The organism is Arthrobacter sp. GmRoot5-12 (genome assembly GCF_059739365.1).
Genome location: NZ_AP046056.1, coordinates 3,297,719 through 3,323,260 on the forward strand (window position 1 = coordinate 3,297,719; position 25,542 = coordinate 3,323,260).

The following is a 25,542-nucleotide window of genomic DNA, read 5'->3' on the forward strand; positions in this document are numbered from 1 at the left end:
GGTCAGGGCGGCCCGACCAGGACGAAGAACAGCCTGCCCTGGGTGGAGGCGCCGGCCAGGCGCAGTGATTGTTCGGCGGTGGCTGCCACCACGATCAGTCCATCGGTCTCGGTGGTGCCGAGCCATTGACCCCCTTGGCCGCCGTTGTTCGAGGTCCACAGCACCGGGACGGCAGACGCCAGGACCTCAGAGGGACCCTTCTGGTCGAACCCGTTGGCTGATGTCAGCACAATGTTGACCAGCTGGCCGGGGGAGACCAGCTGGATGGATGAGGCATCCGCCATCCGCAGGGGAACCGCGGCCGAACCGGGGGGCGTCCCTGCCAGGAGCCCGGGGCCCAGCAGCTGGGCGTCGGTGAGGAGCTGGCCCTTCCGCAGCGGCGCTGCGAGCTGCTTGCCTGCGGTTGCGGATCCATCCCGGAGGAAGCCGTCGGTCACCATCCCGGGCGGCACCTGGACCTGGGCCAGGTCTGCTGCCGTTACCGTTGTTCCCGCGGGCAGGTCCCGGGCAGCGGACAGCGCCGTGACGGTGGTGAGCGGGGCGGGAGTGAGTTGCTGGACAGCGATTGCTGCAGCTGCGCACAAGAGCAGGGCCGCTACGAGGCGTCGGTTGCGGCTTAGCCAGCCGGCAAACCGCGAGTGCAGGGGACGCCGTCCGGGGCGGCGGGGGATGTTACGGGCACCTGCAGCATGGACATGGCCGGGGAACCGGAGACCGTCGCGGCGACGTCGGAAGAGTACTGGCATGCGCCCACGCTAGGTGACGCCAAAGCGGCACGGGAGCCCGGACGGCGGCTATGTGGACAAAGGCGGCCGGACGCAGGGAGCGTCCGGCCGCCGTCGTAAAGTCCTGGGCTGCTTAGCTGGCGGCAGCTGCTGCCGGCGCCGACGCGGCGGGGGTGGCAGCGGGCGTCGCTGCGGGTGCGGGGGAGACGGAGCTGCCCTTGGAATCGCGGGAATCCGTGCGGTAGAAACCCGAGCCCTTGAAGACGACACCGACGCTGTTGAACTTCTTGCGCAACGTGCCCTCGCATTCCGGGCAGGACGTCAGGCTGCTGTCCGAGAACGACTGGACAATGTCGAAGGCGTGGCCGCAATCCTTGCAGGCGTAAGCATATGTTGGCACTGGTGCTCCTCCTCTTGGGCAAACGAGAGGTCCCGTGCTGCCACCGGGTAAACCGTTAGCAGTCGCAGGGCCTGAGTGCTAATTCTATCACTGTGCCCGAATGGACGGGCTCAGGCGTTGCCCGCCAATGGCCGGTATCCGGACGGGGCCAGGACGGCCGGGACCGGTCGGTCGAACTTCTCGGCCGGTATCCGGCCGGCGGGCAGCAATTCGTCATCGTAGATAACAGCGGCCAGGGGAATTTCCTTCCCTGCCGTAGCCAGGTGCCCCAGGAATTTGTCGTAGTAGCCTCCGCCCTGCCCGATCCTGTTGCCGGCGAGGTCCACTGCGGTGGCCGGAATAAAGAGCACCGCTGCGCCACCGGCCGTTTCCGGCCCGTGACGGTGCCCCGTGGGCTCCAGGATTGGTGCATATTTGCTGCGCTCGAAGCTGATCTCCGGCGTCCAGAACACCCAGCTCAATTCCCGGCCTTCCTCGCACACCGGAAGCAGTACCTGATGGCCGCTGCGATGCAGGGCGTTGATCAGGGGCAGGGTGGGCGGTTCGTGTCCCACGCCAAGGTATACGCAGGCTATCGAGGCGTGCTTCCCTGTGACCGTCCCCGCCCATGCTTCCCCATGGACGGCCAGGGCCGCGCCGGCAGCTTCGAGCTGCGCCGGCGTCAGCGCTGCCCGCCGCCGGCGGTGGGCGGCCCTGATGCCGTCCTTGACTGCGTTGGTCTCCTGCAGCATGGTGTCCTTCCTGCAATGCCCCGTATTGGGAGGTTCTTCCCGCACCGGCACGGGCTTGCCGCTCCGGTGGTTACTGAAATGCTTGACGCTGACGTTAGATTAGACCGGTGAACACCAGTAACCCCAGAGTCCGCAAAGCCGTCATTCCCGCCGCGGGCCTGGGCACCAGGTTCCTGCCAGCCACCAAGGCGATGCCCAAGGAAATGCTCCCCGTCGTGGACAAGCCTGCCATCCAGTATGTGGTGGAGGAAGCCGTCCACGTGGGCCTCCACGACATCCTGATGATTACGGGCCGCAACAAGCGGGCCCTGGAAGACCACTTCGACCGCGTGCCGTCCCTTGAGTCAACGCTCGAGGACAAAGGGGACACGGAGAAGCTGGCGTCCATCCAGGCGGCCAGCCAGTTGGGTGACATCCACTACGTCCGGCAGGGCGACCCCCACGGCCTGGGCCATGCGGTGCTCCGCGCAAAACAGCACGTGGGTGACGAAGCCTTCGCTGTCCTGCTGGGAGATGACCTGATTGACGCCCGCGACGAACTGCTCAGCACGATGATTGACGTTCAGGCCAAAACCGGTGGGTCCGTCGTCGCCCTGATTGAAGTGGAGCCGTCGGAGATCAGCGCCTACGGCTGTGCGGACATCCAGGACATCGACGGCGAAGACTACGTCCGCGTCAACCGGCTGGTGGAAAAGCCGTCACCCGAGGAAGCGCCCTCCAACCTGGCCCTGATCGGGCGTTATGTCCTGCACCCCGCCGTGTTCGGCGTCCTTGAACACACCGAACCGGGCCGGGGCGGGGAAATCCAGTTGACGGATGCCCTCCAGGAACTTGCCTCCGGTGATGGTGAAGGGCACGGGGTGTACGGGGTCGTGTTCCGGGGCCGGCGCTACGACACCGGCGACAAACTCAGCTACCTCAAGGCCTGCATCCAGCTCGCCATCGACAGCGACGACCTGGGCCCGGGCCTGCGGGAATGGCTGCCAGGTTTCACCTCGGACCTTTCCCGCTAGCGCCATGCGCAGTGGTCCCATCTGGCCGGTCACCCTGGAGTGCGGCGACTTGGTCCTGCGGCCCATCCGGTACCGCGACAAGAATGAATGGATGGAGGTGCGCTCGCGTAACAGTGAGTGGCTGCAGCCGTGGGAGGCCTCCAATCCGGATCCGGGCGGTGGGCTGCCCGATTACCGGCACATGGTCCGGTCGCTCAAAGTGCAGGCCGCGCAGGCCACGGCTTTGCCCTTCCTTATTACCGAGTGGAGGCCGGGCCTCAGCAGCCCCGCCATCGTGGGCCAGTTGACCGTGTCGTCAATCGTGTGGGGTTCGGCCATGATGGCAACCCTTGGCTACTGGGTTGACCAGGCACGGGCTGGACGGGGGATCGCCCCCACCTCCGTGGCGTTGGTGACGGACCACTGCTTCAGGACCCTCGGCCTGCACCGGATGGAAATCAATATCCGGCCCGAGAACGGACCCAGCCTGCGGGTGGTGGAAAAGCTGGGATTCCGGGACGAGGGGTACCGGCCCCGTTTCCTGCACATCAACGGCAAATGGGCCGACCACCGTTCCTTCGCCCTCACCGCGGAAGAAGTCCCGGAGGGCCTGCTGGGCCCCTGGCTGGCCTCGCGCCGGTCATAAATCCAACGGTTTGCCAGAGGGGGCACGACACACCGGGGCTAATGCGGCCTGAGCAGGCATGATGCTCATACGGTTTTGAGTGTGGACTTCCCCCTTAGCAGCTCAGTGATCCTCGTGGTTGCCGTCGCGCTCTGGATTGTATGGGTTGCCCCTTACGTCCTCCGGAACCGCCGGCACCAGTTCCAGCCTGCCGTCGACTTCCTGGCAGACGCCCCCGCCGATGAGGGGCCGGATCCGCACGCCGGCCTGGTCTTGAACGTCGCCGCCCAGCAGGAGAAAGCCATGGAACCCAGGAAGAGTCCGGCACCCGGTGCCGGCGCTGCCAGCACCCCGCCTCCGGCCCGGCTCCGCATCCGCTACGGCCGGACCGCGCTGGCCCTGGTGGGGCTGCTCTCCCTTGTCACGGCATTCATTTCCGGGATCCTGGCTGCCTTTGGCATCGGTTCGCCTGCCCTTCCGATCCTGTGCACGGTGCTGACTGTCGGGTCGGTGGCGCTGCTGCGTATGCTCGCCGTCCGCGACCGCAAGGCAAAGGTCAATGCTGCGTTCCGCTCGGCCATGAGTGCGCCTGCACGCCGCCCGGAGACGGCCGACGCGATTCCCCCAAAACCTGAGGCCGCCCCCGCGCGGCCGGACAGCCCGCTTTTCGATGCCGAGGCAGGCCAGGCCGGGATCAAGCGGCTCACGGCAGTTGAGCTTCGTGAAGCAGCCCTCGCCGTCGCGGTGGCTGCCGGCGATACCAGTGCTGCAGAGGCGGCCCCGGCCACTCCGGCGGGAACCCCTTGGGAGCCGGTGGAAGTCCCCAAGCCCGTTTACGTGGACGCAGCCAAGGCAAAGCGCCCGGAGCCGCAGCCTCTTGAACTTCCTGAGGCGCCCAAGGCAGTTGGCAAGCCGTCCCTGAAGCAGGGCGCTGCCGGGGTGCAGGCAGCGGAGTCCGCGGAAGCACAGCAGGTGGCCGATCAGCAGTTGACCAAGGCGCAGAGCGCGCTGAGCAACCTCGACGACGTTCTTCAGCGCCGGCGCGCGTAAAGTTTGGGCGGCGCGCCTTGGGATCCCGCGGCCGGCCGGAGCGTCAATTGGCGTTGGGCCGGGAAAATTTGTAGCCTAGGGACACCGGTTCCGCACCATCTTGGAACGCCTTGCAGGTTGCGGCCGATTCCGGGGCTATAGCTCAGTTGGTAGAGCGCTTCGTTCGCATCGAAGAGGTCAGGAGTTCGAATCTCCTTAGCTCCACCATTTGCAGGCGTGTTGCCAGAGCCAGAACACCTGGTTTGCCTTCCTTTTCAAATGCAGGTGCCCACCGCCGGGGCGATTCCTGTCCGCGGGTGGACTCCGCGGATCCTTCCCTCGCTCGTCCCTTCCCGTGGTCCTGATGCAACGAGCCGCTTCCGCAGACCGGGCAAAGGGCGCCTGGGGGCCCTGGTTGTGCGCCACGGTTCCTGGGCCTGGCTTGTAGGGAGCAGAGGGCGGGGACATCGTCAGGGGCCCTGGATGTGGCCTTGGCCGGCGGCAAGGGCGCCAACCTGGGCGAACTGCTGCGCGGAGGCTTTCCGGTGCCGCCGCATACGCTGGGCGGGTGCCTCACGGAAACCGGTGTCCTGGCCGGGCCCACGGATGTCACTCACCTGCGCTTCGAGGAACTTGCGGCAATGCCCGACGGCGGGGCGTTGCCGCCGGCGGAGAAAGAGCGGCACCGCCGGCGTGTGCTGGCCCGCGCCGCCAAACGCAGTGAGCTGGAAGGTAGGTCCGCAACCCGCACGCTCGTGAACGGGCAAACAGTGGTGGTGGACGGAACCGCGGGACGCGTTACCGTTCCCATAGGCAAAACGCCCCCGGATACAGGCCCGATCGGATGGGTGGGGGCCTAGAGTGGGCCTCATGGGAATCATCATCGGACTTCTTGTCCTCTGGCTCATCCTGTCCATCGTCGGCTTCGTCGTGAAGGGCCTTCTCTGGCTCGCCATCATCGGCCTGGTCCTCTTCGTCGCCACCGGCGTCTGGGGCTGGCTGAAGCGCAGAACCAACGCCTGACCGTCACCGCCTGCCCGGACCGGCTGTCACCGGCCCGGGTGGGCGGTGGGCGTTAGCGGTCGAAGGACCCTGTCTCTTTCCTCCTGCCGGCGTGATCCTTGCTCCATGAGCCTCACGAAGAAGGAAGGGCACCCCCCACAGCTGGCTCCGCCGGTCGTGCGCAACTTTGCCATCAACCGTGCCCTGCACCCCGACCGCCCATGGATCCGGGCCACCCGGATCAGCGTCGGTCTTGTCGTGCTGGCCGCAATCGTGCAAAAGACCTTCGACGCCACCCTGCCCGGCAACGACGTGGATGTCCCGCAGCTGTATTCGGAATTCACTGTGCAGGGAAATCTTGTCTTCGGGCTTGTCCTGATCATTTCAGGGGTGCTGCGGCGACGCCGGCCGCCGCTGTGGTGGGACCAGATGTTCGGCGCGCTGGTCCTGTACATGGTCATGACGGGCATCATCTACATCGTGCTCGTGGCTCCGCCGGAAGAGCCGTGGTGGACATGGGATTTGTATTGGCCGCAGGTTGCCCACCACCGCCTGGCCCCGCTGGTGGCGGCGCTTGACTGGATTCTCGTCACCCGGACGGTCCGAGGTCCCTGGTGGCGGCCCCTTGCCTGGCTGGGCTACCCGGTGGCCTTCCTTGCGTTTTCGTGGATCCGGGGCGGCCTTGACGGATGGTACGTGTACGACTTCCTTGACCCAACCCTCGATGGCGGATGGGTGAGGGTGCTGGGTTCCACCGGCCAGGTTCTGGTGGCATTCCTGGTTGTTTCCCTCATGGTGCACGCGGTGGGCAATATGCGGGTGGCGCTGGCCACCGGACGGCTGCCCGCGACGGTGATCCCGCCCCGCTAGATCCAGCCCTTCCTCTTGAAGATGCCGTACATGAGGCCGCCGGCAGCCACCATGAGGAGCAGCGCCAGGGGGTAGCCGAAGGACCAATGGAGTTCGGGCATGTTGTCAAAGTTCATGCCGTAGATCCCGGCCACGAATGAGGGTGCAAACAGGATGGCCGCCCAGGACGAGATTTTCTTGACCTGTTCGTTCTGCTCGGCGCTGGCCTCGTTCTGCCGGTTGGCTGTCAGTGTCCCGTCGAGGGTCAGGGCGTTCTGCAGCAAGTCCCGGAAGGAGTCCGCCCGGGAAATCACCCGCTCAACGTGGTCTTCCACGTCACGCAGGTTATGCCGCAGCTCGCTTTCCACTTCGTACTTCTCGAAGCCGCGCTTCAACTGGTCCAGCATCTCGGGCAGGGGGTGGATGGCGCGCTGGAACTGGATGACCTCCCGGGCCAGTTCGTAAATGCGGCGGGACACGGAGGAATCGCCGCTGAACAGCTGGTCCTCGATCTCGTCAATGTCGTTTTCCAGCCCCGCCACCACCGGGGCGTAGTCATCCACCACCCGGTCCAGCAGGGCATACAGCACCGCTTCGGGCCCGTGCCGCAGGAGATCAGGCCGCCCCTCCAGCCGCTGCCGCACCCTGGCAACGCCTGCCGTTTCCGCATGCCGCACCGTCACCACAAAGTTCTCCCCGGTGAACACGTGGAGTTCGCCGAATTCCACGGTTTCGTCCTCGTCCACGTACCGGGCGGGCCGCAGGACGGTGAAAAGGTTGTCGTCGTAACGCTCCAGCTTGGGCCGCTGGTGGGCCGAAACAGCATCCTCCACTGCGAGGGCATGGAGTCCGAACTCGCTGGCCACGGCCGCCATTTCCTCCGCCGTGGGCCGGTAGAGGCCGATCCATGCCATGCCGCCATGCAGGGACAGGGTCTCAAAGGTCTGCTCAAGACTGTCGGGCTCTGCATGGCGGACGCCGTTGACGTAGACGGCGTTATCAATGATGGTCATTCAGGAAATCCTAGCCGCCGGGGCTGCGGCACTGCTCAGGCCGCTGATGAGGGGCTCGGTCCGGTAGGGGATATGGGTGTGCAGGGCCAGCACGGTCTCTGTCCGGATGACACCCTTGATCCGCAGGACCTGCCGCAGGGACGACTGGAGGTTGTGGGTGTCCGTGGCCACCACCCGGCACCAGACATCGCCGCGGCCGGAGATCTCGTGGACTTCCAGGACCTGCGGGATGAGCCGCAGTGCTGCCACGACGCCGTCCAGCTCCCGGTGGGAGACCTCAATGGTCACAAAGGCCACCACGTCATAGCCCACCGCCTCCAGGTCAACCTCGCGCCCGCCCGGGCGCAGCACCCCGCTGCGCAGCAGGCGGCGAACCCGTGACTGGGCCGTGTTGCGGGCGATGCCCAAGGACTCGCCCAGCTCACCGATCTGGATGCGGGGATCCCGGATGAGGGCCAGCAGGATCTTCAGGTCCGTGGGGTCCAGTTTGTTCAAGATCGTCACTCTCCATCATTCGTGGATCCATAAGTTGATGATTTTGCTCAATTATCCCTGCAAGGTCGAAAGATATGGCGCAGCGGTACCGCATTCTTGAACCATCACAGTTGTATCCGCGCCGGGCTCCCACAAGGACCACCCGCCGCGGCGACCCCTAAGGCGGCACAATGACGGTCTTCAGCGAACTGCGCATGCGCCCGGCCACGGCCAGCGGATGGAATGCCACCACTACGGCGCGGCTGGTGATTTCCGGCGCGGTCATCTTCATGCTCCTGGTGGGCGCCAACCTTGCCACCCCGCTGTACCCCCTGCTGCAGGCCAACCTCGGGCTGTCCAGCCTCGACGTAACGGCGGCTTTCGCCAGCTACGTCCTGGCCCTGGTGGGGACGCTGCTGCTCGCCGGGCACTGGTCGGACCATATCGGCCGCCGGGCCGCCCTCCTGGTCGCTGTCCTGACCGGACTGGCGGGCGGCTGGATCTTCGCCGAAGCGGGCACGCTGGCTGCCCTGTGCGCCGGACGGGCGCTGCAGGGAATGGCCGTTGCGCTCGCCACGGGGGCCAGCGCGGCAGCCCTTCGCGAGCTGCTCCCGTCCCGGCCGGAGTGGGCATCGCGCTTTACGCTGCTGGCCTCCTCGGGGGGCGTAGCGGCGGGTCCCGTCATCGGCGGACTGCTGTCGCTGCTTCCCGGTGCCACCACGGCTCCGTACGTCGTCCATTCGCTGTTGCTGGCCGCGCTCCTTGTCCCGCTGTACCTGATCCGCGCACGCCCGGCCATCATGGTGCCGGCAGTGTCCCGCCCGCTGCACGTCCTTGCCCCGCGCCGTCCCTCCGTTTCACGGCAGGCGAGGGGCGCTTTCTGGCTGGCGTCCGGCGTCGGCTTCCTGAGCTTTGCCGTGTTTGGCTTCTCCCTGTCACTGGCCCCGGGCTACTTCGCGCAGGTCCTGGGCACGGACTCCCGGCCACTGATCGGCGTGCTGGCCGGCCTGCCGCTGGGGGCGTCAGCCCTGAGCCAGCTGGTGACCCTGCGCGGGCGCCTGGCCGTGCCTGCGGGGCTGGCCGTCCTGGGCGTCTCCGTCATCCTGCTGGGAGCCGCCGGCGCATGGCACAGCCCACTGCTGCTCGTTGGGGCTGCCGTTACCGCCGGCCTGGGGCAGGGCATGGCCTTCCGGATGGTTTTCAACGAGGTGGCGGGCAAGGTGGAGCCGGCACGCCACGCGCAGATCATCAGCACCGTGTACGTCATCACCTACCTGGGCAGCGCCGTGCCGGTCCTCGGCCTGGGCTGGGCCAGCGCCGTGTTCGGAATGGCGGCAGCCGTGCAGGGATTCGTCCTGCTGTGCGGCTCGGCGGCACTCGCCCTGTCAGCCGTCACCCTCACCGCTTCCATCAAAGCAGCGAAACAGGGGTCCGTCTGAGCGGGTGGATCTACAGCGGCGCTAGTCCGGAAGCGGGCCGTGGTTGCCTTGGATGTGTTCAAAGACCAGCGTGGTTTCGGTGTGGCCCACCACGGGATCGGTAGCCAAATTGTCCAGGACCCAGTCCCGCAGGTCTTCGGTGCTTCCGACGGCGATGTGCAGCAGGTAGTCCACCGAACCTGAGGTGTGGAAGGTCGACAGCACGGCGGGCAGGTGCGGCACGCGCGCAGTGAAACGGTCGATCTGGTCCCGGTCGTGGGCGCGGAGCCGTACGGCCACCAGGGCCTGCACCGACCGGCCGATGGCCGACAGGCTCAGCTTCGCCTCATAGCCCTGCACAATCCCGCGCTCCGAGAGGGCGCGGGTGCGCATCAAGGCGGTCGACGGCGCAATACCCACCATTTCGGCGAGCTGCTTGTTGGAAATCCTGGCGTCTGCCACGAGGGCCGCAAGGAGGCGCTCGTCAATGGCATCCAGCGGCTCCAGGTGCGCCCCGGGCCTGGTGTTCCTGGCATTCGTACTCACGGCGGTTCCTTCCACACGGTCCTTAGTTCATCCTAGACCGCAGAATCTCCACCATCGGCTCCACAGGCACGCGTCCTGCCGAACATCCGCTCTATCCTCGAAGCTGCTGGAGCGTGTTAATTCGAGTGCGGCACCGAGTCAGGCAGCGGCCGTTTCCGCGCGGGAATGGACGACCGCGACAGTTGCGGCAGTGAGGCACGCCAGGGCGATCACGGCTCCAGCCAGTGCGTTCCAGCCCCAGGCCTGGAAGACCAGGCCACCTGCCCAGCCCAGGAGGCTGGAGCCCAGGTAGTAGGCCAGGTTGTAAAGGGACGCTGCCTGCGCGCGGCCGGTGCTGGCGATGGCGCCCGTCCAGCCGGAGCCGATGCTGTGGGCTGCGAAGAAGCCGCCCGTGAACACCACCAGCCCGCACAGGATCAGCACCAGGGACGGGGTGAGGGTCAGGGCGAGGCCGCCAACAGCCAGGCCAAGTCCGCCCAGCAGCACGTTCCGGCGCCCGTATTTCGAGGTCATCCCCGCTGCCCAGCGGGAGGAGAAGGTGCCGGACAGATAGGCCAGGAAGATCAGGCTGATCACGGTGGCCGGCAGCCCGAACGGGGCGCCCGACAACCGGAACCCCAGATAGTTGTAGACGGCCACGAACCCGCCCATCATCAGGAAGGCCTGGGCATACAGGGCCAGCAGCCGGATGTTCCTAAGGTGGCCCCCGAGCGTCCGGACGGCGCTCCGGAGTCCGGCGGCCCGGGCAGGAACAAAACCCCTGGCCCGGGGCACCAGGACAAGGAAGGCGACGGCGGCAATCGTCGCCAGCACGGAAACTGCCAGGGCTGCCGACCGCCACCCCCAGAGTTCGCCGACAGGGCCGGCCACGAGCCGCCCTGAAAGTCCCCCCAGGGTGGTCCCGGCAACATAGCTTCCGGCGGCAAGCGCGGCGTGCGCTTTGCTGACCTCCTCGTTGAGGTAGGCAATGGCGATGGCGGGGATTCCGCCCAGCGCCATCCCCTCCAACAGCCGGAGGACCAGCAGCATGCCGAAGCTGGCGGACAGGGGCACCAGCAGTCCCAGCACCGTGGCCGCCGTGATGCCCCACATCATCGCCTTCACCCGGCCGATCCGGTCCGCCAGGAAGGACCAGGGGATCACGGTTGCGGCCAAACCCACGGTGGCCAGGGAAATGGTGAGGGCAGCCTCGGCGGCAGTGACGCGCAGATCGGCCGCCAGGAGGGGCAGGACCGCCTGGGTGGAGTAAAGCTGCGCGAACGTTGCAACCCCTGCGCATGACAGACCGGCCAGGATCCGCCCGTAGGCCCTGGACCCCTTGGGATGGCCGTTCCACGGAGGGGAAGCCGCCGTGCCGGAGCTCGCTTTCTGTGGCATCAAGCAAGCGTAGTCCCCGGGCAATGAATGCTTCCAATGCATATTTCATGCCAAACTGATAGCAATATCGGATTGCTTCCCGATTCCGGGAAAGCTCAGAACCGGCAAGGGAGCAGCCATGGAACCGGACCGGAAACAGTTGGCCCAACTGCTGCCCCTCATGCCGGTACTCGCCGAGCTGGGACGGACCGAACACGTCACGGAGACGGCCGAACTCCTCGGATTACCCCAATCGACGGTGAGCAGGGCAGTGGCAAGGGCCAGCGCCGCCGTCGGCACCGAACTCCTGGTCCGGGACGGCCGCGGTGTCCGCCTGACGCCCGCAGCCCGCACCCTGCTGCCCTACATCGAGCAGGCGCTCGCGGAGTTCCAGGCCGGCCTGGACCTGGTCCGGAACGAGTCCGAACTGGTCAGGGGCACCGTGTCCCTGTCTTTCCAGCACACCTTCGGCGAGGCCACCCTGCCCCTGCTGATCAGCGCCTTCCGTGCCCGGCATCCCGGGACCGGGTTCCGGCTCAGCCAGGGCGCCCGGAGCGCATGCCTTGAAGAGCTGTCATCCGGGGAAGCGGACCTGGCCCTCACCGCTCCCGTGGCGCCGGCGGGCAAAACCCTCGATTCGGCCCCGCTGTACCGGGAACCGCTCCGGCTGGTGGTGCATCACGCCCATCCCCTGGCCAGGCAGCGGATGGCCCGGCTGGCCGATATCCGGACGGAACCGTTTGTGGCGCTGGGAACCGGATACGGGCTGCGTTCGCTGACGGACGCCCTGTTCCGCGAGGCGGGATACCGGCCGCGGATCGCCTTCGAGAGCCAGGATTCACACACGGTCCGCGGACTGGTCTCGGCAGGCCTGGGCGTCAGCATCCTGCCGCCCGGCGGCGACGCCCCCGGCAGGACGCTGCGCCCGGAAACCGGAGACCTCGGCTGGGTGGAGGTGCCGCTGGACTCGGAGCTGGCCTTCCGGGAAGTCGGAGTGAGCTGGCGGCGCCGGAAACCCGAAACCGAACCCGTTCCCGCCAGGCTCTTCCGCGAGCTGGTGGTGGCCCAGGGGCCACGCTTGTTGGCCGGGCTGGTCACCAGGGCGGGCCGCTGACCCGGGGAACCGGATGACGACGGCGGGTGGCGGCAGCGCCTCCGCGGAAGGCAGGCGCGGCGCCCCAAAGCCAGGCCACGCAAGTACCCTTGTGACGTGACGAACACCCAGAACCCCTCCACCAGTCCCGACCAGCACGCCATAGACTCGCCAGGCAACCCACTGCACGGCGTCACGATCGGCCTGGACATCGGCGGCACCAAGACACACGGCATCCGCTTTGAAGACGGAGTGCCCGTCGCGGACGATGCGGCGGGGAGCTCCAACGTCCAGAACGTCAGCCGCGACCAGGCAGCACGGAACCTGGCGGAGCTTTTCGCCAGGATCGGTGGCGGCCGCGTGGACCGGGTGTACGCAGGGTCCGGCGGAATCGATACCGACGAGGACGCCGCCGCCCTGGCGGCCCTGATCCAGCCACTCGTCCCGGAGGCCCGCATCACCGTTGTCCACGACTCCCGCCTGCTGCTGGCCGCGGGCCGTGCCAGTACGGGAGTTGCGGTCATTGCAGGTACCGGCTCGGCTGCCTGGGGACGCAACGCCGACGGCGGCGAGGCCCGGGCGGGCGGATGGGGCTACCTGCTGGGGGATGAGGGCAGCGGTTACTGGCTGGGCAGGGAAGCGGTCCGGCACAGCCTGCGCAGGATGAACCAGGGCCTGCCGATTGACCAGCTCACGGCATCCCTCCTGGCATCCTGCGGCCTGGACCACCCCAACAAGCTGATTGCGCTGTTCCATTCCCCGGACACGGGACGGCGCTTTTGGGCCCAGCAGGCCAGGCATGTCGTGGAAGCGGCCGCTGCCGGGCACCAGGACAGTGCAGCCCTGCTGGAGCAGGCCGGCCGCGACCTTGCCGCCTTGGCCGGGCAGGTGCTGGGCCAGCTGAAAATTGAAGGTCCGGTGATCCTGGGCGGCGGCCTGGGCATGAACGTGGCACCGCTGCAGGAGTCATTCCGCCGGAACCTCGAAGCAGGCGGCATCACTGACGTGAGGGTCCTGGACCAGGAACCGGTGTTCGGCGTCCTGCAACTCCTGGCCGAACCGGCCTGACGGCCGACAGGAACCAAACCGCGCTTGCCCGTCAGCGGGCCAGGCGGCGCGCTTAGTCGACGGCGCGCTTACGGGGCGTCAACCGCACGCCGGGCAGCGGGGGAGCGGGAATGCGGCCGGCCTCCGCCCCGGCCTCCGGACCGTGGCCTGGCACCAGTCCATACCTGGCCGCAGCCGTTTCGGCATCCGGCAGCCCGGCCTGCGCTTCCCAGTCCTCCCGGGCCTGCTCCACTTCGTCGTGGGTGCGGCCCACAAAGTTCCACCACATCAGCAGTTCTTCACCGAACGGCTCACCGCCAATCAGCAGGAACCGCGTGCCGGGGCGGGCCTCCATCCGGAGTTCGCTGCGGCCGGTGCCCAAGTAGCCCAGCGGCCCCGCCGGCAGGTCCTGCCCGTCCACCGCCAGGCCGCCGTCGAGCACCAGGATGCCGTGCTCAAAGGCGGGGTCCAGTGGCAGTACCGCGTCCCCTTCGCAGGAAACGTCCGCGCCAACGATCGGCGAAAACATCGTCGCGGGGGACACGACGCCCGCAAACCCACCCACCATGACGGTGGCGGTGAAGCCGTGGCCGGCGACGCGCGGCAGTTCCCGGTGCTGTTCGAACGCCGGCTTCCGGTTTCTCTCCCCGTCGGGAAGGGCCACCCAGAGCTGCAGGCCCCGCTGCAGCGGCAACTCCCCGCCGTCGGGAAGCACGGCGAATTCAGAGTGCGAGACCCCGTGCCCCGCCGTCATGATATTCAGCTCCCCGGGGCGCACCACCACGTCGCTGCCAACGCTGTCCCGGTGTCGGATGTGCCCAGCCAGCGGCCACGTCACCGTCTGCAGCCCGATATGGGGATGGGGGAGGACAGACATGGCGGTACGGTCCGGCCCGAAGCTGTCCAGGAAGCACCACGCGCCGATGGTGGGCAGTCCGCGCTGGGGCAGGGTGCGCTTGACGTTCATGGCGCGCACCCCGCCCAGGGGCACCTCACGTTCGGGCCACAGCTGCAGGCACGGGCCCGACGTGCCTCCGGCAGGTGCGGGCGGACAAACTTCCGGCTGGGGTGAAACTTCCAAGTTGGTCACGCCTCCACTTTAGGCCTGCCCGGCTTCGGCTACCCATCCACGCCAAGCGGGGTACCGAATGATTACAGTAGGGATTCCTTTGCGGGGATTAGGGCCTCATCTGCTGAAGCCGGCCCCCGTTTGGGTTACCGTAACTATCAGCGTGCTGATGGCAATGTCGCGGTGCTGACAACAGCCCGTCCAAGAGAACAGGTAAGTCCGCACCATGGACCAGGCGATGATCGAGTTCCAGAGCGTTACCAAGCAGTACCCGGGCGGTCAGCCGGCGGTGGACGGGCTGTCCATGTCCATTGCCAAAGGCACTGTGACGGTCTTCGTGGGTCCTTCCGGCTGCGGTAAAACAACATCGCTCAGGATGATCAACCGCATGGTGGAACCAACGTCAGGGACCATCACCGTGGACGGCCGGGATGTCACCACGGTGCCGGCGGCCGAACTGCGCCGCTCCATGGGCTACGTCATGCAGTCGGCAGGTCTGCTGCCGCACCGCTCGGTCCTCGACAACATCGCCACCGTTCCTCGGCTGAACGGCGTCTCCAAAGCTGACGCCCGGAAGCGCGCAGAGGAGCTCCTGGACGTGGTGGGCCTGGCGCACTCCCTGGGCAAGCGGTACCCGTCCCAGCTGTCCGGCGGCCAGCAGCAGCGCGTTGGCGTTGCACGCGCGCTCGCCGCAGATCCGCCTGTTCTCCTCATGGATGAGCCGTTCAGCGCCGTGGACCCCGTTGTCCGGGACGAACTCCAGCAGGAACTGCTGCGCCTCCAGAAGGACCTGGCCAAGACCATCGTGTTCGTAACCCACGACATCGACGAGGCCACCATCCTGGGCGACAAGGTCGCCGTCTTTGCCACCGGCGGCAAGCTGGCCCAGTACGCCACCCCGGAGGAAATCCTGCGGGCGCCGGCCAACAACTTCGTCGCATCCTTCGTGGGGCGGGACCGCGGCTTCCGCCACCTGGGCTTCACGCCGTCCGACGGCGTGGCCATCCATCCCGTGCCCACGATCGTCCGCTCTCCGGACGGATATGAGTCTGATGCCAGTGCTGCCGGTGGCTGGCAGTTGGTGGTGGATGCGGACAAACATCCCCTGGGATGGTCGGCACCAGGGACCGAGACCGAGCTCGTTCCGGGTGGGTCGCTGTTCCGTCCGGGAGAGAGCCTGCGGCGGGCCCTTGACGCGGCCCTGTCGTCCCCGTCGGGCCTCGGTGTCGCCGTTGATACCGATGGCACGGTATTGGGCGTGGTCCGCGGCGGTGAGGTCCTGGCGCTGATCGAAGAGGCGCGCCAGTTGCGGCAGGCTGCCCTCTGATGGAATGGTTCCTGGCCAACACCGGCATGATCCTGGAACGCGGCGGCCAGCACCTGGTGCTGGCACTCGTTCCCATGGCCCTGGGCCTGCTGATTTCCATTCCGCTGGCGCAGTTGGCACGGCAGAACAGTGCACTCCGCTCCGTGGTCCTGACGGCTTCCTCCCTCCTGTACACCATCCCCTCGCTGGCGCTGTTCATCATCCTGCCCACCATCCTGGGCACCCGGATCCTGGATCCCCTCAACGTGGTGGTGGCCCTGACCATCTATGCCGTGGCACTGCTGGTGCGCGCCGCCCTGGATGCCTTCGATTCCGTGGACGCAGACGTCAGCCAGGCCGCGCAGGCCATGGGCTTCAAGCCGCTGGCCCGGTTCCTGCAGGTGGACCTGCCGCTCTCCCTGCCGGTCCTGTTCGCCGGGCTGCGGGTGGTGTCCGTCAGCAACATCTCGCTGGTCAGCGTCGCCGCCCTGCTGGGTGTCGGCAACCTGGGCATGCTCTTCACCGATGGCCTCCAGCGCGACTTCGTCACCGAGGTGGTGGTGGGGATCGTCGCCATCCTGATCCTCGCGCTGCTGATGGATGCCGTCCTCGTCCTGCTGGAACGCATCCTCACTCCGTGGGAACGGGCAGGAACGCGGCGGGGCCGCAGGGATGAAGGCGGCACTGCGCCCGCCGCTGCGGAGCGCGCCACCCTGGCGGGAGAAGCAGCGTGAGCAACGTCTTTTCAGATACCTTCGCCTGGCTTTCCGACCCCCTGCACTGGTCCGGAAGCATGGGCATCCCCGCCCGGCTGTTGGAGCATCTGCAGTACACCGGACTCGTCATGCTGATCGCCACTGCCATCGCCGTTCCTGTCGGGCTGTTTGTCGGCCACACGGGAAGGGGACGGGTGGCAGTCGTCGCCCTGGCCGGAGCCCTGCGCGCGCTGCCCACCCTGGGCCTGCTCATCCTGTTCGTTCTGCTGGCCGGCATCGGGCTGATGCCTCCCATCTGGGCGCTGGTGATCCTCACCGTGCCCCCGCTGCTGGCCGGGACGTATGCCGGCATCTCCAGCGTGGACCGGAATGTGGTGGACGCGGCCCGGGCCATGGGAATGACTGAACTGCAGGTCCTGTTCCGGGCCGAGCTGCCCAACGCACTCACCGTCATGTTCGGCGGTTTCCGGACCGGCGTGCTGCAGGTGATCGCCACCGTCTCCGTCGTTGCCTACATCAACCTAGGTGGCCTGGGCCGCTATCTCTTCGACGGCCTTGTCCTTAGTGACTTCCCCCAGATGCTGGGAGGTTCCCTCCTCATCGCGGCGCTGGCGATCGCCGTCGACCTTGTCCTGTCCCTGTTCCAGAGGCTGTTCCTGACCCAAGGGGCCTCGAAGCTGTCCTACCGCAGCCATGAGGCTGCGGTTGATCTCACAGACCCCGTTGTTGCGGAGACTGTTGTTCAAGGAGGTAAGTCATGAAAGATAGCCGTCCCCAGCGCCTCGGAAGGCGGGCGTTCAGCGGTTTGGCCGCCGGGCTTGGCCTGGCAGTGGCATTGTCCGCCTGCGGGGGGTCGTCCGATCCGCTGAAGAACCCGCCGGCCACCAGCGGCAGTGCATCGGGCGGGGCGACCTCCCTCGTGGTGGGTTCAGCCGACTTCCCGGAGAGCCAGATCATCGCCGAGCTGTATGCCGGTGCATTGAACGCCAACGGCATCACCGCCACCACCAAGCCGAACATCGGCTCCCGCGAGGTCTACTTCAAGGCCGTCCAGGACGGCTCGGTGGACGTGGTGCCGGACTACAGCGGCAACCTGCTGCTGTACGTGGACAAGGAAGCCAAGGAGGTCTCCGCCGGTGACATCGCCAAGGCACTGCCCGGCAAGCTGCCGGACGGACTCGGCGTGCTGGACGTGTCCAAGGCCGAGGACAAGGACGCCATGGTGGTCACCAAGGCAACGGCGGAGAAGTACCAGTTGAAGTCCATCGAGGACCTGGCCAAGGTCTGCAGCGAGATCGTAGTGGGGGCTCCGGCCACGTTCGCCGAGCGCGCGTACGGCCTGCCCGGACTGAAGAAGAACTACAACTGCGTCCCCAAGAAGCTGGAGCCCTTCAGCGACGGCGGCGGCCCGGTGACGCTCAAGGCGCTGCTGGAGAACCAGGTGCAGGTGGCCGACATCTACACCACCACGCCGTCCATCGCGGACAACGACCTGGTGGTGCTGGAGGACCCGAAGAACAACTTCATCGCCCAGCAGGTCCTGCCGCTGTACAACAAGGCCAAGATGACAGACAAGGCCAAGCAGGCGCTCAACTCCGTGTCCAGCACGCTCACGACGGATGACCTGATCAACCTCAACCGGGCAGTCAGCGGCAGCCAGAAGCAGGACGCCAAGGCGGCAGCAACCGCCTGGCTGAAGGACAAGGGCATCGTCAAGTAAATCGGTTCCCTGTCCGCACGGGCAGGGTACGGACTGGTGATTAACGACGGCGGCTGCCGGACCTGCGGGGGTCCGGCAGCCGCCGCCGGCCGTGTGGTGGACGTCTCAACGGGGATGCATCCTTCCTGTGGCATATTTGAGGGATGGCAGAATTCAGGCAGTCCACGAAGCTCAACAACGTCCTCTATGACATCCGTGGACCGATCCTGCAGGCCGCCCAGCAGATGGAGGCGGAGGGCCATCGAATCCTCAAACTGAACATCGGCAACCCGGCGCCGTTTGGCTTCGAGGCGCCGGACGCCATCCTGGTGGACATGATCCGCCACCTGCCCCATGCCCAGGGCTACAGCGACTCCCGCGGCATCTTTTCGGCACGCACCGCCGTCTCGCAGTACTACCAGACCCGCGGGATCCAGAATATCCACGTGGATGACATCTACCTGGGCAACGGTGTCAGCGAGCTCATCACCATGTCCCTCATGGCCCTTCTTGACGACGGCGATGAAGTGCTCATCCCCACGCCGGACTACCCGTTGTGGACCGCGTCCGTGGCGCTGGCCAGCGGCAGGCCGGTGCATTACCTCTGCGACGAGGAATCCGGCTGGCAGCCCGACCTTGACGACCTGGAAGCGAAGATCACGCCGCGCACCAAGGGCATCGTGGTCATCAACCCGAACAACCCCACGGGCGCCGTCTACCCGGAAGAGACGCTGAAGAAAATCGTCGCCCTCGCCGAGAAGCACGGCCTGGTGATTTTTGCCGACGAGATCTACGAAAAGATCCTGTACGAGGACGCCGTCCATGTGAACCTCGCCAGACTGACCGGTGACGACGTCCTGTGCCTGACGTTCAGCGGGTTGTCCAAGGCGTACCGCGTCTGCGGCTACCGGGCCGGCTGGATGGCCATCTCCGGGCCCAAGAAGGATGCCGCCGACTACCTCGAAGGCATCAACCTCCTGGCCAATATGCGCCTGTGCGCCAACGTCCCGGCCCAGCACGCCATCCAGACGGCGCTGGGCGGCTACCAGAGCATCAACGACCTCATCCTCCCCGGTGGCCGCCTGCTGGAGCAGCGCAACAAGGCATACGACATGCTGAACGCCATCCCGGGCGTCAGCACGCAGCAGGCCCGGGGTGCCCTTTACCTCTTTCCCCGGCTCGACCCGGAGGTCTACCACATCCGGGACGACGAAAAGTTTGTCCTTGACCTCCTGAAGGAACAGAAGATCCTGGTGTCCCACGGCCGTGCCTTCAACTGGGTGCGCCCCGACCATTTCCGGATGGTGACGCTGCCCAACGTCAAGGACATTGAAGAGGCCATCGGCCGGATGGGGGACTTCCTAACCAGGTACCAGGGGAACTAGCCTGTGCTCACGGGCCCACCGGTCCGTGCAACCTTGCGGAAAGGACTCCCATGGCCCGCGTCGTCGGCTTCGACCAGCATCCTGCTGAAACCCTTCGGGCCGGGGAGGGGTTCTCCCTTGCCGCAGTGGACCCGGACTCGACCCCCGGGTACAGCGGCAACAAGGCTGACGGCCGGCTGCTGCTGGCGGAGATGGACGATGAACTTTCCGGGTTGCAGGAAAAGCTCTTTGCCGAATCCCGGTTCGGGGGGACCAAGCGGATCCTGTTGATCCTGCAGGCCATGGACACCGCCGGCAAGGGCGGAATCGTCAGCCATGTCATGGCGGCGATGAACCCTCAGGGCGTCCAGTTCAAGGCATTCAAGGCGCCCACCGACGAGGAGAAGTCCTACGACTTCCTGTGGCGGGTCGAAAAGGAAGTGCCGGCGGCCGGAATGGTGGGTGTGTTCGACCGCTCCCACTACGAGGACGTTCTCATCCATCGCGTCCACGGATGGGCCACCCCGGACGAGATCAAGCGGCGCTACGTGGCCATTAATGAGTTTGAAACACGGCTGGCCGACTCGGGGACGAAGATCATCAAGGTGATGCTCCACATCAGCAGTGCGGAGCAAAAGGAGAGGCTGCTGGCCCGGCTGGATGATCCTTCCAAGCACTGGAAGTACAGCAGGGGAGACCTGGACGAGCGGGCCCACTGGGAGGACTACATGGCCGCATACCAGGCGGCCATCGACGAAACGAGTACGCCCAACGCGCCATGGCATGTTGTTCCGGCCAACAAGAAGTGGTTCGCCCGGATCGCGGTCCAGCAGCTGCTGCTCGGCGCCTTGTCCGGCCTGAAGCTGGAGTGGCCCAAGGCCGAGTTCGACGTAGCTGCCGAGCGGGAGCTGGTGGCCCGTTCCTGAGAGCCGTCCTTGGCCGTGGTCCTGCTTCAGCTTCCCTGTTTGGTTTTCCCCGCTTGCGGGTTTGCCTAAAGCGGCTGGTCCCGGGCTGCAGCCAGCCGCTTCCGGGCGCCCTCCAGCCACTCCTCGCAGCGTACCGCCAGCGCCTCACCTCGTTCCCACAGGGCCAGGGACTCCTCCAGGCTTGCCCCTCCTGCCTCCAGCCTGCCCACCACTGCTATGAGCTGCTCCCGCGCTTCCTCGTAGCTCAGGGCTGCGACGTCGGACTCAGGTTTCTGTTCGGTCATGACTTCTCTTCCAATTCCTGGTGGTGGTCGGGGTTTCCTGATTGTGACCCGCCGGCCCCGGTGGACATGGCCCCGGTGGACATGGTGCCGGTGGACGTGGCTCCGAAGCGCCCCTCTGCCACGCGGATGGACAGGGCGGCCCCCGCCGGCGCTTCGGCAGGACGGCGGACAACGGCGTGGCCGGCCTGGGCGATCCGGGCGGCCTGGTCGCCTGCCAGTTCGACGACGGCGTATCCCCGGTCAAGCGTCTTTTGGGGCGAGAGGGCCCGGACCTGGGCTTTCAGGTGTTCAAGCTGGTCCGCTGCCCGCACCACGGTGGAGCTCACGGCCGCAGAGGACCGCCGCAGCAGCCGCTCGATTTCCTCGGCCCGGACGGAGACCATTCCTTCGGGTGCCGCCATGACGGGCCGGGAATGCAGGGCCGCCAGCCGGTCCGACTCCCGGTCCACCAGCCGGTCCATGCACCGCCGCAGTTGTTCCCGCGCCTGGTGCACGCCGGCGAGTTCTTCCGAGACTTCGGGAACAATCCGCTTGGCGGCGTCGGTGGGGGTGGAAGCCCGGAGGTCTGCAACATCATCCAGCAGCGGCCGGTCGGCCTCATGCCCGATGGCACTCACCACGGGCGTGGCGGCGGCAGCCACTGCCCGGACCAGTTCCTCGCTGTTGAACGGCAAGAGGTCTTCCAGCGCCCCGCCGCCCCGGGCGATGACAATGACGTCCACCTCAGGCCGGGCGTCCAGTTCCCGCAGGGCGCGGACCACCTGGGCCACGGCGGTATTCCCCTGGACAGCAACCTCGCGGATCTCAAACTCCACCGCCGGCCACCGCAGGGCTGCGTTGCGCAGGATGTCCTTCTTGGCGTCCGAATCCCGCCCGGTGATCAGGCCGATGCGGTGAGGCAGCAGGGGCAGCGGTTTCTTCCGTGAGTCGGCAAACAAGCCCTCAGCCGCCAACGCCTGGCGCAGCCGCTCGATCCTGGCCAGCAAGTCGCCCAATCCCACGGGCCGAATGTCCCGCACCAGCATGTTGAGCCTGCCCGTCTTCAACCAGAACTCCGGTTTCAGCAGGGCCACCACCCGTGAACCGCGCTCCAGCGGCAGATTCTGCCGTTCCAGCACCTTGGTCCACACCGACGCGGGAAGGGACACCTCTGCGTCCACGTCGCGAAGCGTGAGGTAGGCGTTGGTGCCGCGGCGGTTCAGCTCGATGACCTGGCCTTCCACCCATGCCGACGGGGTGCGGTCGATATGCGCCTTAAGCTTCTGCGACAACAGCTGCAGCGGCCAGGGGTTGTCCGGGCTGGTTTCCGCCGCTGTGGCCGGCAGGGTAGTGGGCGCCGCACCCGGAAGGGAGGCCTGGTCAGACATGCGGACGCCGTTGGGAGGCTGCTGGTGCTGCGGGCATGCGGTCCTTCATCTGTTGTGGGCGGTCAATCAACCTTATCCATAAGGTGTAGCACCGGGCACTGACAGGGACGGCCCTTCCACCCTGCCTAGGATGGGGTAAGGCCCCCAACCCCGAAGGACCTGTTGTGCGCACTTTTGTTTCTGCCATCGCCACCGTGCTGGGCATCCTCCTGGCCGCCGTTGCGGTTCCCGCCATGTGGGTGGACCGGAACATTGTCCAGGAAGACGGGTTTGTCCGCCTTGCAGCTCCACTCGGCAAGGACTCAGACTTCCAAAGGAAACTCGCTGCGGCGGCGGTGGGAACGATCGATACCGGATCTGTCCCCGGTTTCCTGTCCGGGCTGGTCCAGCCGATGCTCGAGAAGGCGGCGGAGTCCCTGACCGGGCTTCCCGGCTATCCGGCGGCGTGGGAGGAGACGCTCCGCCGGAGCCACCGCCTAAGTTTCGCCGACCCGGCGGCCAGTCCGCAGGGCGGTGCCTCGGCATCCTCGTTAACCCTCGACGTCGCCCCGTTGGTTGCCCTCGGCTCGGAGGAGATCTCCCGCACCACCCGGCTTCCCCTCGACCCTCCGGAGCAAACGCTGATCAATGTCGGCCAGCCCGTTCAGCGGCAATGGACCGAGCGGCTGGCCACGTACGCACCCATGGGCTACATCCTGGCCATCGGTTCAGCCATAGCGTTCCTGCTGGCTCTCGTCGCGGCACGGCGCCGCTGGACCGTGCTGCTGGCAGCCGGACTCGGCGGACTTGCCCTTGCCGGGGCGTGGGGCTTGGCCTTACAGCTGGGTTCGGCCCGTGCCCAGGCCACGGACACCGGCAATGCGGTGGCCAACATGTTCCGTGACGAGTTCCTGGCCGCCGCAGGCACCGATTTCCAGACGTGGATCGCAGCGGCCACGGTGACAGGTGGCGTTCTTATGGCAGCAGGCGTTGTGACGTTGTTCGCATCCCGGAAACGGGCGCGGGCCAGCCGGTAGCATGGAGGAATGACCACCTCGGCTGTACCCCTCTCGATGCCAACCATTCCACGCAGGCGCCGCTCGCCTGAGGACGTAGCAGCGGCGGCCCCCGTGAACGGCACCAAGAAGGTGCTGTTGGCTGCCCCCCGTGGCTACTGTGCAGGCGTTGACCGGGCCGTGATCGCCGTCGAAAAGGCACTGGAACACTACGGGCCGCCCGTGTATGTCCGCAAGCAGATCGTCCACAACGTCCACGTGGTCAGCTCCCTGGAGGAAAAGGGCGCCATCTTCGTGGAGGAGACGGACGAAGTGCCCGAAGGCGCGCTGGTGATTTTCTCCGCCCACGGCGTTTCCCCCGCAGTGGTCGAATCCGCCGAAGACCGCGGCCTGCGCACCATTGATGCCACGTGTCCGCTGGTTACCAAAGTGCACAAGGAAGCCGTCCGCTTCGCCAAGGACGATTTCGACATCCTCCTGATCGGCCACGACGGGCATGAGGAAGTGGAAGGCACCTCCGGTGAAGCGCCGGAACACATCCAGATCATCAACGGTCCCCATGAAGTGGACAAGGTGACTGTCCGTGACCCCGAGAAGGTCATCTGGCTCTCGCAGACCACGCTGAGCGTCGACGAGACCATGGAGACCGTCCGGCTGCTCAAGGAGCGGTTCCCCACCCTGCAGGACCCGCCCAGCGATGACATTTGCTACGCCACCACCAACCGGCAGGTCGCCATCAAGAAGATCGCACCCAAGGCGGACCTGGTGATCGTGGTGGGCTCGGCCAACTCGTCGAACTCCGTCCGCCTGGTGGAGGTGGCACTTGAGTACGGCGCCAAAGCCTCCTACCGGGTGGACTTCGCCAACGAGGTTGACGAAGCCTGGTTCGAGGGCGTCGCTACCGTGGGCGTCACATCCGGGGCTTCGGTTCCGGAAGTCCTGGTCCAGGACGTCCTCAGGCTCCTGGCAGACTATGGCTACGGCGCGGTGGAGGAAGTGGTCACGGCAGAGGAAGACCTCCTGTTCTCGCTGCCCAAGGAACTCCGCGCAACCCTGAAGCAGGCCGGCGACGTCAGCCGCGCCCTTGGCGGACGCCGGCCCCGCAGCTGAGTCCCCTGCATTATCAGCAGCCGGACGCCAACCAGACGTAAAAGACGGGCCGGGCAGTCACACGACTGCCCGGCCCGTCCTGCATCCGCGGCCCGTTGTCAGGCGGCCTCGCCGTCGCCCTGGAGTTCGGGTGCCACCAGCGAGCGCGGCGTCACCTCCACAACAGGAGGTGTCACCAGGCCGGACTCCTCGAGCGTGTTGAGCTTCCGGGCAGTGGGCAGCACCCTGGCTTCCAGGGTGCCCACCATGGCGTTGTAACGGTCCACCGAAGACTTGAGGGAAGAGCCCAGTTTGGTGACGTTTTCACCCAGGGTGCCCATCCGGTCGTACAGCTGCCGCGCGAGCTCGAACAACTCACGTGCACTGTCCGTCAGTACGTCCTGGCGCCACGTGAATGCCACCGACTTCAGCACGGCCAGCAGGGTGCTCGGCGACGCAAGGACCACGTTGCGGGACAACGCGTAATCCAGGAGCCCGGCGTCGGCAGTCAGTGCTGCCGCCAGGATGGATTCGGCCGGAATGAAACAGACCACCAGTTCCGGAGAGTTTCCCGGGATGTCCCAGTATTTCTTGGTGCCCAATGCGTCAACGTGCGCCCTCAGGGCCTTGGCATGCGCCGCCAGCAGCGCCTGCCGGTTCCGCCCATCACTTACCGACTGGAGTCCGGAGGGCTGGCCGGCGCGCGGATCCACCGCACCCAGTTCCTGTGCCTCAAGGTAGGACGACAACGGGACTTTGGCATCCACCACCAGCTGCTTGTCGCCCGGCAACTGCACCACCAGGTCCGGGCGGACAGCCGAGTCCTGGCCGGCGCTGTGCACCTGTTCCACAAAGTCCACGTGGCGCAGCATCCCCGCGGCCTCCACTACACGCCGCAGCTGCACCTCGCCCCACTGGCCCCTGGCGCTGTTGGAACGCAGGGCCGATTCCAGGGCATGCGTGGACCGGATGAGCTGTTCATCGGAAAGCCTTGCCTCCTGCAGCTGCTGCGCCAGTTGGCCGTACTGTTCCACCCGGTCCCGCTCCAGCAGCGCCACCTGCTGCTGGACAGCGGACAGCTTCTCCGCCACCGGGGCCAGCGCGCGCAGGACACTGCCGTCCTGCGTCCTGGCCTCGCCCAGCTCACGGTTCTGCACCGCCAATAGCCGCCGCTCGGCGTCGGCCGCTGCCAGCTGCGCCGTGACCTCCGAAAGGCGGGACGACACCTGGTCAAAGTCCGCCTCCAAGGCATGCGAGTTCCTGCGCAGGGAGAAATAAGTGGCCGCGGCGCCGGCAAGCGCACCAAGCAGCAGCATGAGAAGGGCCAGAATCAAGGCAAAAGCATCCATGGCTTCACTGTTGCACGGGCCTCTGACAATCAAAGGCAATGACATTCCCCGGTAGGGGCTGCCGGGGCCGGACGGGTA

General features: G+C 66.7%; 28 protein-coding genes and 1 tRNA gene. 18 read left to right on the forward strand and 11 right to left on the reverse strand.

The features are described 5' to 3' along the window. Positions 1-2: 2 nt before the first annotated feature. The 3 genes from cpaB to AC6JAM_RS15260 form a co-directional block, all read right to left on the reverse strand. Entirely contained in the window at positions 3-746 is a 744-nt protein-coding gene (gene cpaB, locus AC6JAM_RS15250) for a Flp pilus assembly protein CpaB (protein WP_081620190.1), read from the reverse strand. A gap of 112 nt (positions 747-858) precedes the next feature. Next, on the reverse strand, positions 859-1,125 hold the full coding sequence (locus tag AC6JAM_RS15255; protein WP_018769229.1) for an FmdB family zinc ribbon protein: 267 nt from the start codon (positions 1,123-1,125) through the stop codon (positions 859-861). A gap of 110 nt (positions 1,126-1,235) precedes the next feature. After that, positions 1,236-1,856 carry a 5-formyltetrahydrofolate cyclo-ligase gene (locus AC6JAM_RS15260; protein ID WP_497935202.1) on the reverse strand — a complete coding sequence of 207 codons (621 nt, stop codon included), beginning with the start codon at positions 1,854-1,856 and terminating at the stop codon, positions 1,236-1,238. 107 nt (positions 1,857-1,963) lie between these two features. On the opposite strand from AC6JAM_RS15260, the gene galU reads away from it, so the two are divergent. The 7 genes from galU (at position 1,964) to AC6JAM_RS15295 (ending at position 6,374) form a co-directional block, all read left to right on the forward strand. Beyond that, positions 1,964-2,869, forward strand: coding sequence for a UTP--glucose-1-phosphate uridylyltransferase GalU (galU, locus tag AC6JAM_RS15265; protein WP_018769231.1), 906 nt, complete (start codon positions 1,964-1,966; stop codon positions 2,867-2,869). A 4-nt stretch (positions 2,870-2,873) separates the two neighbouring features. After that, positions 2,874-3,494, forward strand: a complete 621-nt coding sequence (locus AC6JAM_RS15270) for a GNAT family N-acetyltransferase (RefSeq protein WP_018769232.1) — start codon at positions 2,874-2,876, stop codon at positions 3,492-3,494. Positions 3,495-3,599: 105 nt separating this feature from the next. After that, on the forward strand, positions 3,600-4,523 hold the full coding sequence (locus AC6JAM_RS15275) for a hypothetical protein (RefSeq protein ID WP_144600058.1): 924 nt from the start codon (positions 3,600-3,602) through the stop codon (positions 4,521-4,523). Between the two features lie 131 nt (positions 4,524-4,654). Continuing rightward, positions 4,655-4,730, forward strand: a tRNA-Ala gene (locus AC6JAM_RS15280). A 257-nt stretch (positions 4,731-4,987) separates the two neighbouring features. Beyond that, positions 4,988-5,362: a hypothetical protein gene (locus tag AC6JAM_RS15285; protein ID WP_497935203.1), complete on the forward strand. Its 375-nt coding sequence runs from the start codon at positions 4,988-4,990 to the stop codon at positions 5,360-5,362. 10 nt (positions 5,363-5,372) lie between these two features. After that, on the forward strand, positions 5,373-5,525 hold the full coding sequence (locus AC6JAM_RS15290) for a hypothetical protein (protein ID WP_018769235.1): 153 nt from the start codon (positions 5,373-5,375) through the stop codon (positions 5,523-5,525). A gap of 105 nt (positions 5,526-5,630) precedes the next feature. After that, on the forward strand, positions 5,631-6,374 hold the full coding sequence (locus tag AC6JAM_RS15295) for a Pr6Pr family membrane protein (RefSeq protein WP_223992190.1): 744 nt from the start codon (positions 5,631-5,633) through the stop codon (positions 6,372-6,374). Here the strand turns inward: AC6JAM_RS15295 and corA are convergent. After that, positions 6,371-7,366, reverse strand: a complete 996-nt coding sequence (gene corA, locus AC6JAM_RS15300; protein WP_497935204.1) for a magnesium/cobalt transporter CorA — start codon at positions 7,364-7,366, stop codon at positions 6,371-6,373. The genes AC6JAM_RS15295 and corA overlap by 4 nt on opposite strands. Beyond that, on the reverse strand, positions 7,367-7,861 hold the full coding sequence (locus AC6JAM_RS15305) for an Lrp/AsnC family transcriptional regulator (RefSeq protein WP_026265759.1): 495 nt from the start codon (positions 7,859-7,861) through the stop codon (positions 7,367-7,369). Positions 7,862-8,031: 170 nt separating this feature from the next. On the opposite strand from AC6JAM_RS15305, the gene AC6JAM_RS15310 reads away from it, so the two are divergent. Then, the gene (locus AC6JAM_RS15310; protein WP_018769239.1) at positions 8,032-9,279 is read left to right on the forward strand and encodes an MFS transporter; all 1,248 of its coding nucleotides are present in this window, start codon (positions 8,032-8,034) and stop codon (positions 9,277-9,279) included. 21 nt (positions 9,280-9,300) lie between these two features. Here AC6JAM_RS15310 and AC6JAM_RS15315 read toward each other — a convergent pair whose 3' ends face one another. Together AC6JAM_RS15315 and AC6JAM_RS15320 are read right to left on the reverse strand one after the other, a co-directional pair. After that, the gene (locus AC6JAM_RS15315; protein ID WP_026265760.1) at positions 9,301-9,804 is read right to left on the reverse strand and encodes an Lrp/AsnC family transcriptional regulator; all 504 of its coding nucleotides are present in this window, start codon (positions 9,802-9,804) and stop codon (positions 9,301-9,303) included. A gap of 138 nt (positions 9,805-9,942) precedes the next feature. Then, the gene (locus AC6JAM_RS15320; protein ID WP_018769241.1) at positions 9,943-11,181 is read right to left on the reverse strand and encodes an MFS transporter; all 1,239 of its coding nucleotides are present in this window, start codon (positions 11,179-11,181) and stop codon (positions 9,943-9,945) included. 118 nt (positions 11,182-11,299) lie between these two features. On the opposite strand from AC6JAM_RS15320, the gene AC6JAM_RS15325 reads away from it, so the two are divergent. Together AC6JAM_RS15325 and AC6JAM_RS15330 are read left to right on the forward strand one after the other, a co-directional pair. Continuing rightward, positions 11,300-12,274, forward strand: coding sequence for a LysR family transcriptional regulator (locus AC6JAM_RS15325; protein ID WP_018769242.1), 975 nt, complete (start codon positions 11,300-11,302; stop codon positions 12,272-12,274). A 96-nt stretch (positions 12,275-12,370) separates the two neighbouring features. Continuing rightward, the gene (locus AC6JAM_RS15330; RefSeq protein ID WP_497935205.1) at positions 12,371-13,321 is read left to right on the forward strand and encodes an N-acetylglucosamine kinase; all 951 of its coding nucleotides are present in this window, start codon (positions 12,371-12,373) and stop codon (positions 13,319-13,321) included. Between the two features lie 52 nt (positions 13,322-13,373). Here the strand turns inward: AC6JAM_RS15330 and AC6JAM_RS15335 are convergent, their stop codons facing one another. After that, the gene (locus AC6JAM_RS15335) at positions 13,374-14,390 is read right to left on the reverse strand and encodes a pirin family protein (protein ID WP_497935206.1); all 1,017 of its coding nucleotides are present in this window, start codon (positions 14,388-14,390) and stop codon (positions 13,374-13,376) included. A gap of 205 nt (positions 14,391-14,595) precedes the next feature. Here AC6JAM_RS15335 and AC6JAM_RS15340 point away from each other — a divergent pair, with 205 nt between their 5' ends. The 6 genes from AC6JAM_RS15340 (at position 14,596) to AC6JAM_RS15365 (ending at position 20,380) form a co-directional block, all read left to right on the forward strand. Continuing rightward, on the forward strand, positions 14,596-15,696 hold the full coding sequence (locus AC6JAM_RS15340; protein WP_134163749.1) for an ABC transporter ATP-binding protein: 1,101 nt from the start codon (positions 14,596-14,598) through the stop codon (positions 15,694-15,696). Beyond that, a complete protein-coding gene (locus AC6JAM_RS15345) occupies positions 15,696-16,409 on the forward strand; it encodes an ABC transporter permease (RefSeq protein ID WP_018769246.1) in 714 nt (237 codons plus the stop codon). Before AC6JAM_RS15340 ends, AC6JAM_RS15345 begins: the two co-directional genes overlap by 1 nt. Next, positions 16,406-17,152 (forward strand): ABC transporter permease, encoded by a 747-nt coding sequence (locus AC6JAM_RS15350; RefSeq protein ID WP_056394126.1) that lies wholly within the window; start codon positions 16,406-16,408, stop codon positions 17,150-17,152. Before AC6JAM_RS15345 ends, AC6JAM_RS15350 begins: the two co-directional genes overlap by 4 nt. Further along, the gene (locus AC6JAM_RS15355; RefSeq protein ID WP_056394123.1) at positions 17,149-18,111 is read left to right on the forward strand and encodes an ABC transporter substrate-binding protein; all 963 of its coding nucleotides are present in this window, start codon (positions 17,149-17,151) and stop codon (positions 18,109-18,111) included. Before AC6JAM_RS15350 ends, AC6JAM_RS15355 begins: the two co-directional genes overlap by 4 nt. A 143-nt stretch (positions 18,112-18,254) precedes the next feature. Beyond that, entirely contained in the window at positions 18,255-19,475 is a 1,221-nt protein-coding gene (locus AC6JAM_RS15360; protein WP_056394120.1) for a pyridoxal phosphate-dependent aminotransferase, read from the forward strand. A 50-nt stretch (positions 19,476-19,525) separates the two neighbouring features. Next, positions 19,526-20,380 carry a polyphosphate kinase 2 family protein gene (locus AC6JAM_RS15365; protein WP_497935207.1) on the forward strand — a complete coding sequence of 285 codons (855 nt, stop codon included), beginning with the start codon at positions 19,526-19,528 and terminating at the stop codon, positions 20,378-20,380. Positions 20,381-20,445: 65 nt separating this feature from the next. Here the strand turns inward: AC6JAM_RS15365 and AC6JAM_RS15370 are convergent, their stop codons facing one another. Continuing rightward, complete coding sequence (locus AC6JAM_RS15370) at positions 20,446-20,664, reverse strand: exodeoxyribonuclease VII small subunit (protein WP_018769251.1); 219 nt, start codon at positions 20,662-20,664, stop codon at positions 20,446-20,448. Then, positions 20,661-22,031, reverse strand: coding sequence for an exodeoxyribonuclease VII large subunit (xseA, locus tag AC6JAM_RS15375; protein WP_497935208.1), 1,371 nt, complete (start codon positions 22,029-22,031; stop codon positions 20,661-20,663). Before xseA ends, AC6JAM_RS15370 begins: the two co-directional genes overlap by 4 nt. A 164-nt stretch (positions 22,032-22,195) precedes the next feature. Here xseA and AC6JAM_RS15380 point away from each other — a divergent pair, with 164 nt between their 5' ends. Both AC6JAM_RS15380 and AC6JAM_RS15385 read left to right on the forward strand, forming a co-directional pair. Further along, positions 22,196-23,047, forward strand: a complete 852-nt coding sequence (locus tag AC6JAM_RS15380; protein ID WP_018769253.1) for a hypothetical protein — start codon at positions 22,196-22,198, stop codon at positions 23,045-23,047. Between the two features lie 9 nt (positions 23,048-23,056). Then, complete coding sequence (locus tag AC6JAM_RS15385) at positions 23,057-24,136, forward strand: 4-hydroxy-3-methylbut-2-enyl diphosphate reductase (protein ID WP_497935209.1); 1,080 nt, start codon at positions 23,057-23,059, stop codon at positions 24,134-24,136. Positions 24,137-24,234: 98 nt separating this feature from the next. Here the strand turns inward: AC6JAM_RS15385 and AC6JAM_RS15390 are convergent, their stop codons facing one another. Then, positions 24,235-25,464, reverse strand: a complete 1,230-nt coding sequence (locus AC6JAM_RS15390; protein ID WP_018769255.1) for a DNA recombination protein RmuC — start codon at positions 25,462-25,464, stop codon at positions 24,235-24,237. Between the last annotated feature and the right edge of the window lie 78 nt (positions 25,465-25,542).

Excerpts from the sequence above, each read along its gene's own strand:
- cpaB (WP_081620190.1), bottom strand. The coding sequence starts at position 746 with ATGCCAGTACTCTTCCGACGTCGCCGCGACGGTCTCCGGTTCCCCGGC.
- AC6JAM_RS15260 (WP_497935202.1), bottom strand. The coding sequence starts at position 1,856 with ATGCTGCAGGAGACCAACGCAGTCAAGGACGGCATCAGGGCCGCCCAC.
- AC6JAM_RS15270 (WP_018769232.1), top strand. The coding sequence starts at position 2,874 with ATGCGCAGTGGTCCCATCTGGCCGGTCACCCTGGAGTGCGGCGACTTG.
- AC6JAM_RS15290 (WP_018769235.1), top strand. The coding sequence starts at position 5,373 with ATGGGAATCATCATCGGACTTCTTGTCCTCTGGCTCATCCTGTCCATC.
- AC6JAM_RS15295 (WP_223992190.1), top strand. The coding sequence starts at position 5,631 with ATGAGCCTCACGAAGAAGGAAGGGCACCCCCCACAGCTGGCTCCGCCG.
- corA (WP_497935204.1), bottom strand. The coding sequence starts at position 7,366 with ATGACCATCATTGATAACGCCGTCTACGTCAACGGCGTCCGCCATGCA.
- AC6JAM_RS15310 (WP_018769239.1), top strand. The coding sequence starts at position 8,032 with ATGACGGTCTTCAGCGAACTGCGCATGCGCCCGGCCACGGCCAGCGGA.
- AC6JAM_RS15320 (WP_018769241.1), bottom strand. The coding sequence starts at position 11,181 with ATGCCACAGAAAGCGAGCTCCGGCACGGCGGCTTCCCCTCCGTGGAAC.
- AC6JAM_RS15325 (WP_018769242.1), top strand. The coding sequence starts at position 11,300 with ATGGAACCGGACCGGAAACAGTTGGCCCAACTGCTGCCCCTCATGCCG.
- AC6JAM_RS15340 (WP_134163749.1), top strand. The coding sequence starts at position 14,596 with ATGGACCAGGCGATGATCGAGTTCCAGAGCGTTACCAAGCAGTACCCG.
- AC6JAM_RS15345 (WP_018769246.1), top strand. The coding sequence starts at position 15,696 with ATGGAATGGTTCCTGGCCAACACCGGCATGATCCTGGAACGCGGCGGC.
- AC6JAM_RS15355 (WP_056394123.1), top strand. The coding sequence starts at position 17,149 with ATGAAAGATAGCCGTCCCCAGCGCCTCGGAAGGCGGGCGTTCAGCGGT.
- AC6JAM_RS15360 (WP_056394120.1), top strand. The coding sequence starts at position 18,255 with ATGGCAGAATTCAGGCAGTCCACGAAGCTCAACAACGTCCTCTATGAC.
- AC6JAM_RS15365 (WP_497935207.1), top strand. The coding sequence starts at position 19,526 with ATGGCCCGCGTCGTCGGCTTCGACCAGCATCCTGCTGAAACCCTTCGG.
- AC6JAM_RS15370 (WP_018769251.1), bottom strand. The coding sequence starts at position 20,664 with ATGACCGAACAGAAACCTGAGTCCGACGTCGCAGCCCTGAGCTACGAG.
- xseA (WP_497935208.1), bottom strand. The coding sequence starts at position 22,031 with ATGTCTGACCAGGCCTCCCTTCCGGGTGCGGCGCCCACTACCCTGCCG.
- AC6JAM_RS15385 (WP_497935209.1), top strand. The coding sequence starts at position 23,057 with ATGACCACCTCGGCTGTACCCCTCTCGATGCCAACCATTCCACGCAGG.
- AC6JAM_RS15390 (WP_018769255.1), bottom strand. The coding sequence starts at position 25,464 with ATGGATGCTTTTGCCTTGATTCTGGCCCTTCTCATGCTGCTGCTTGGT.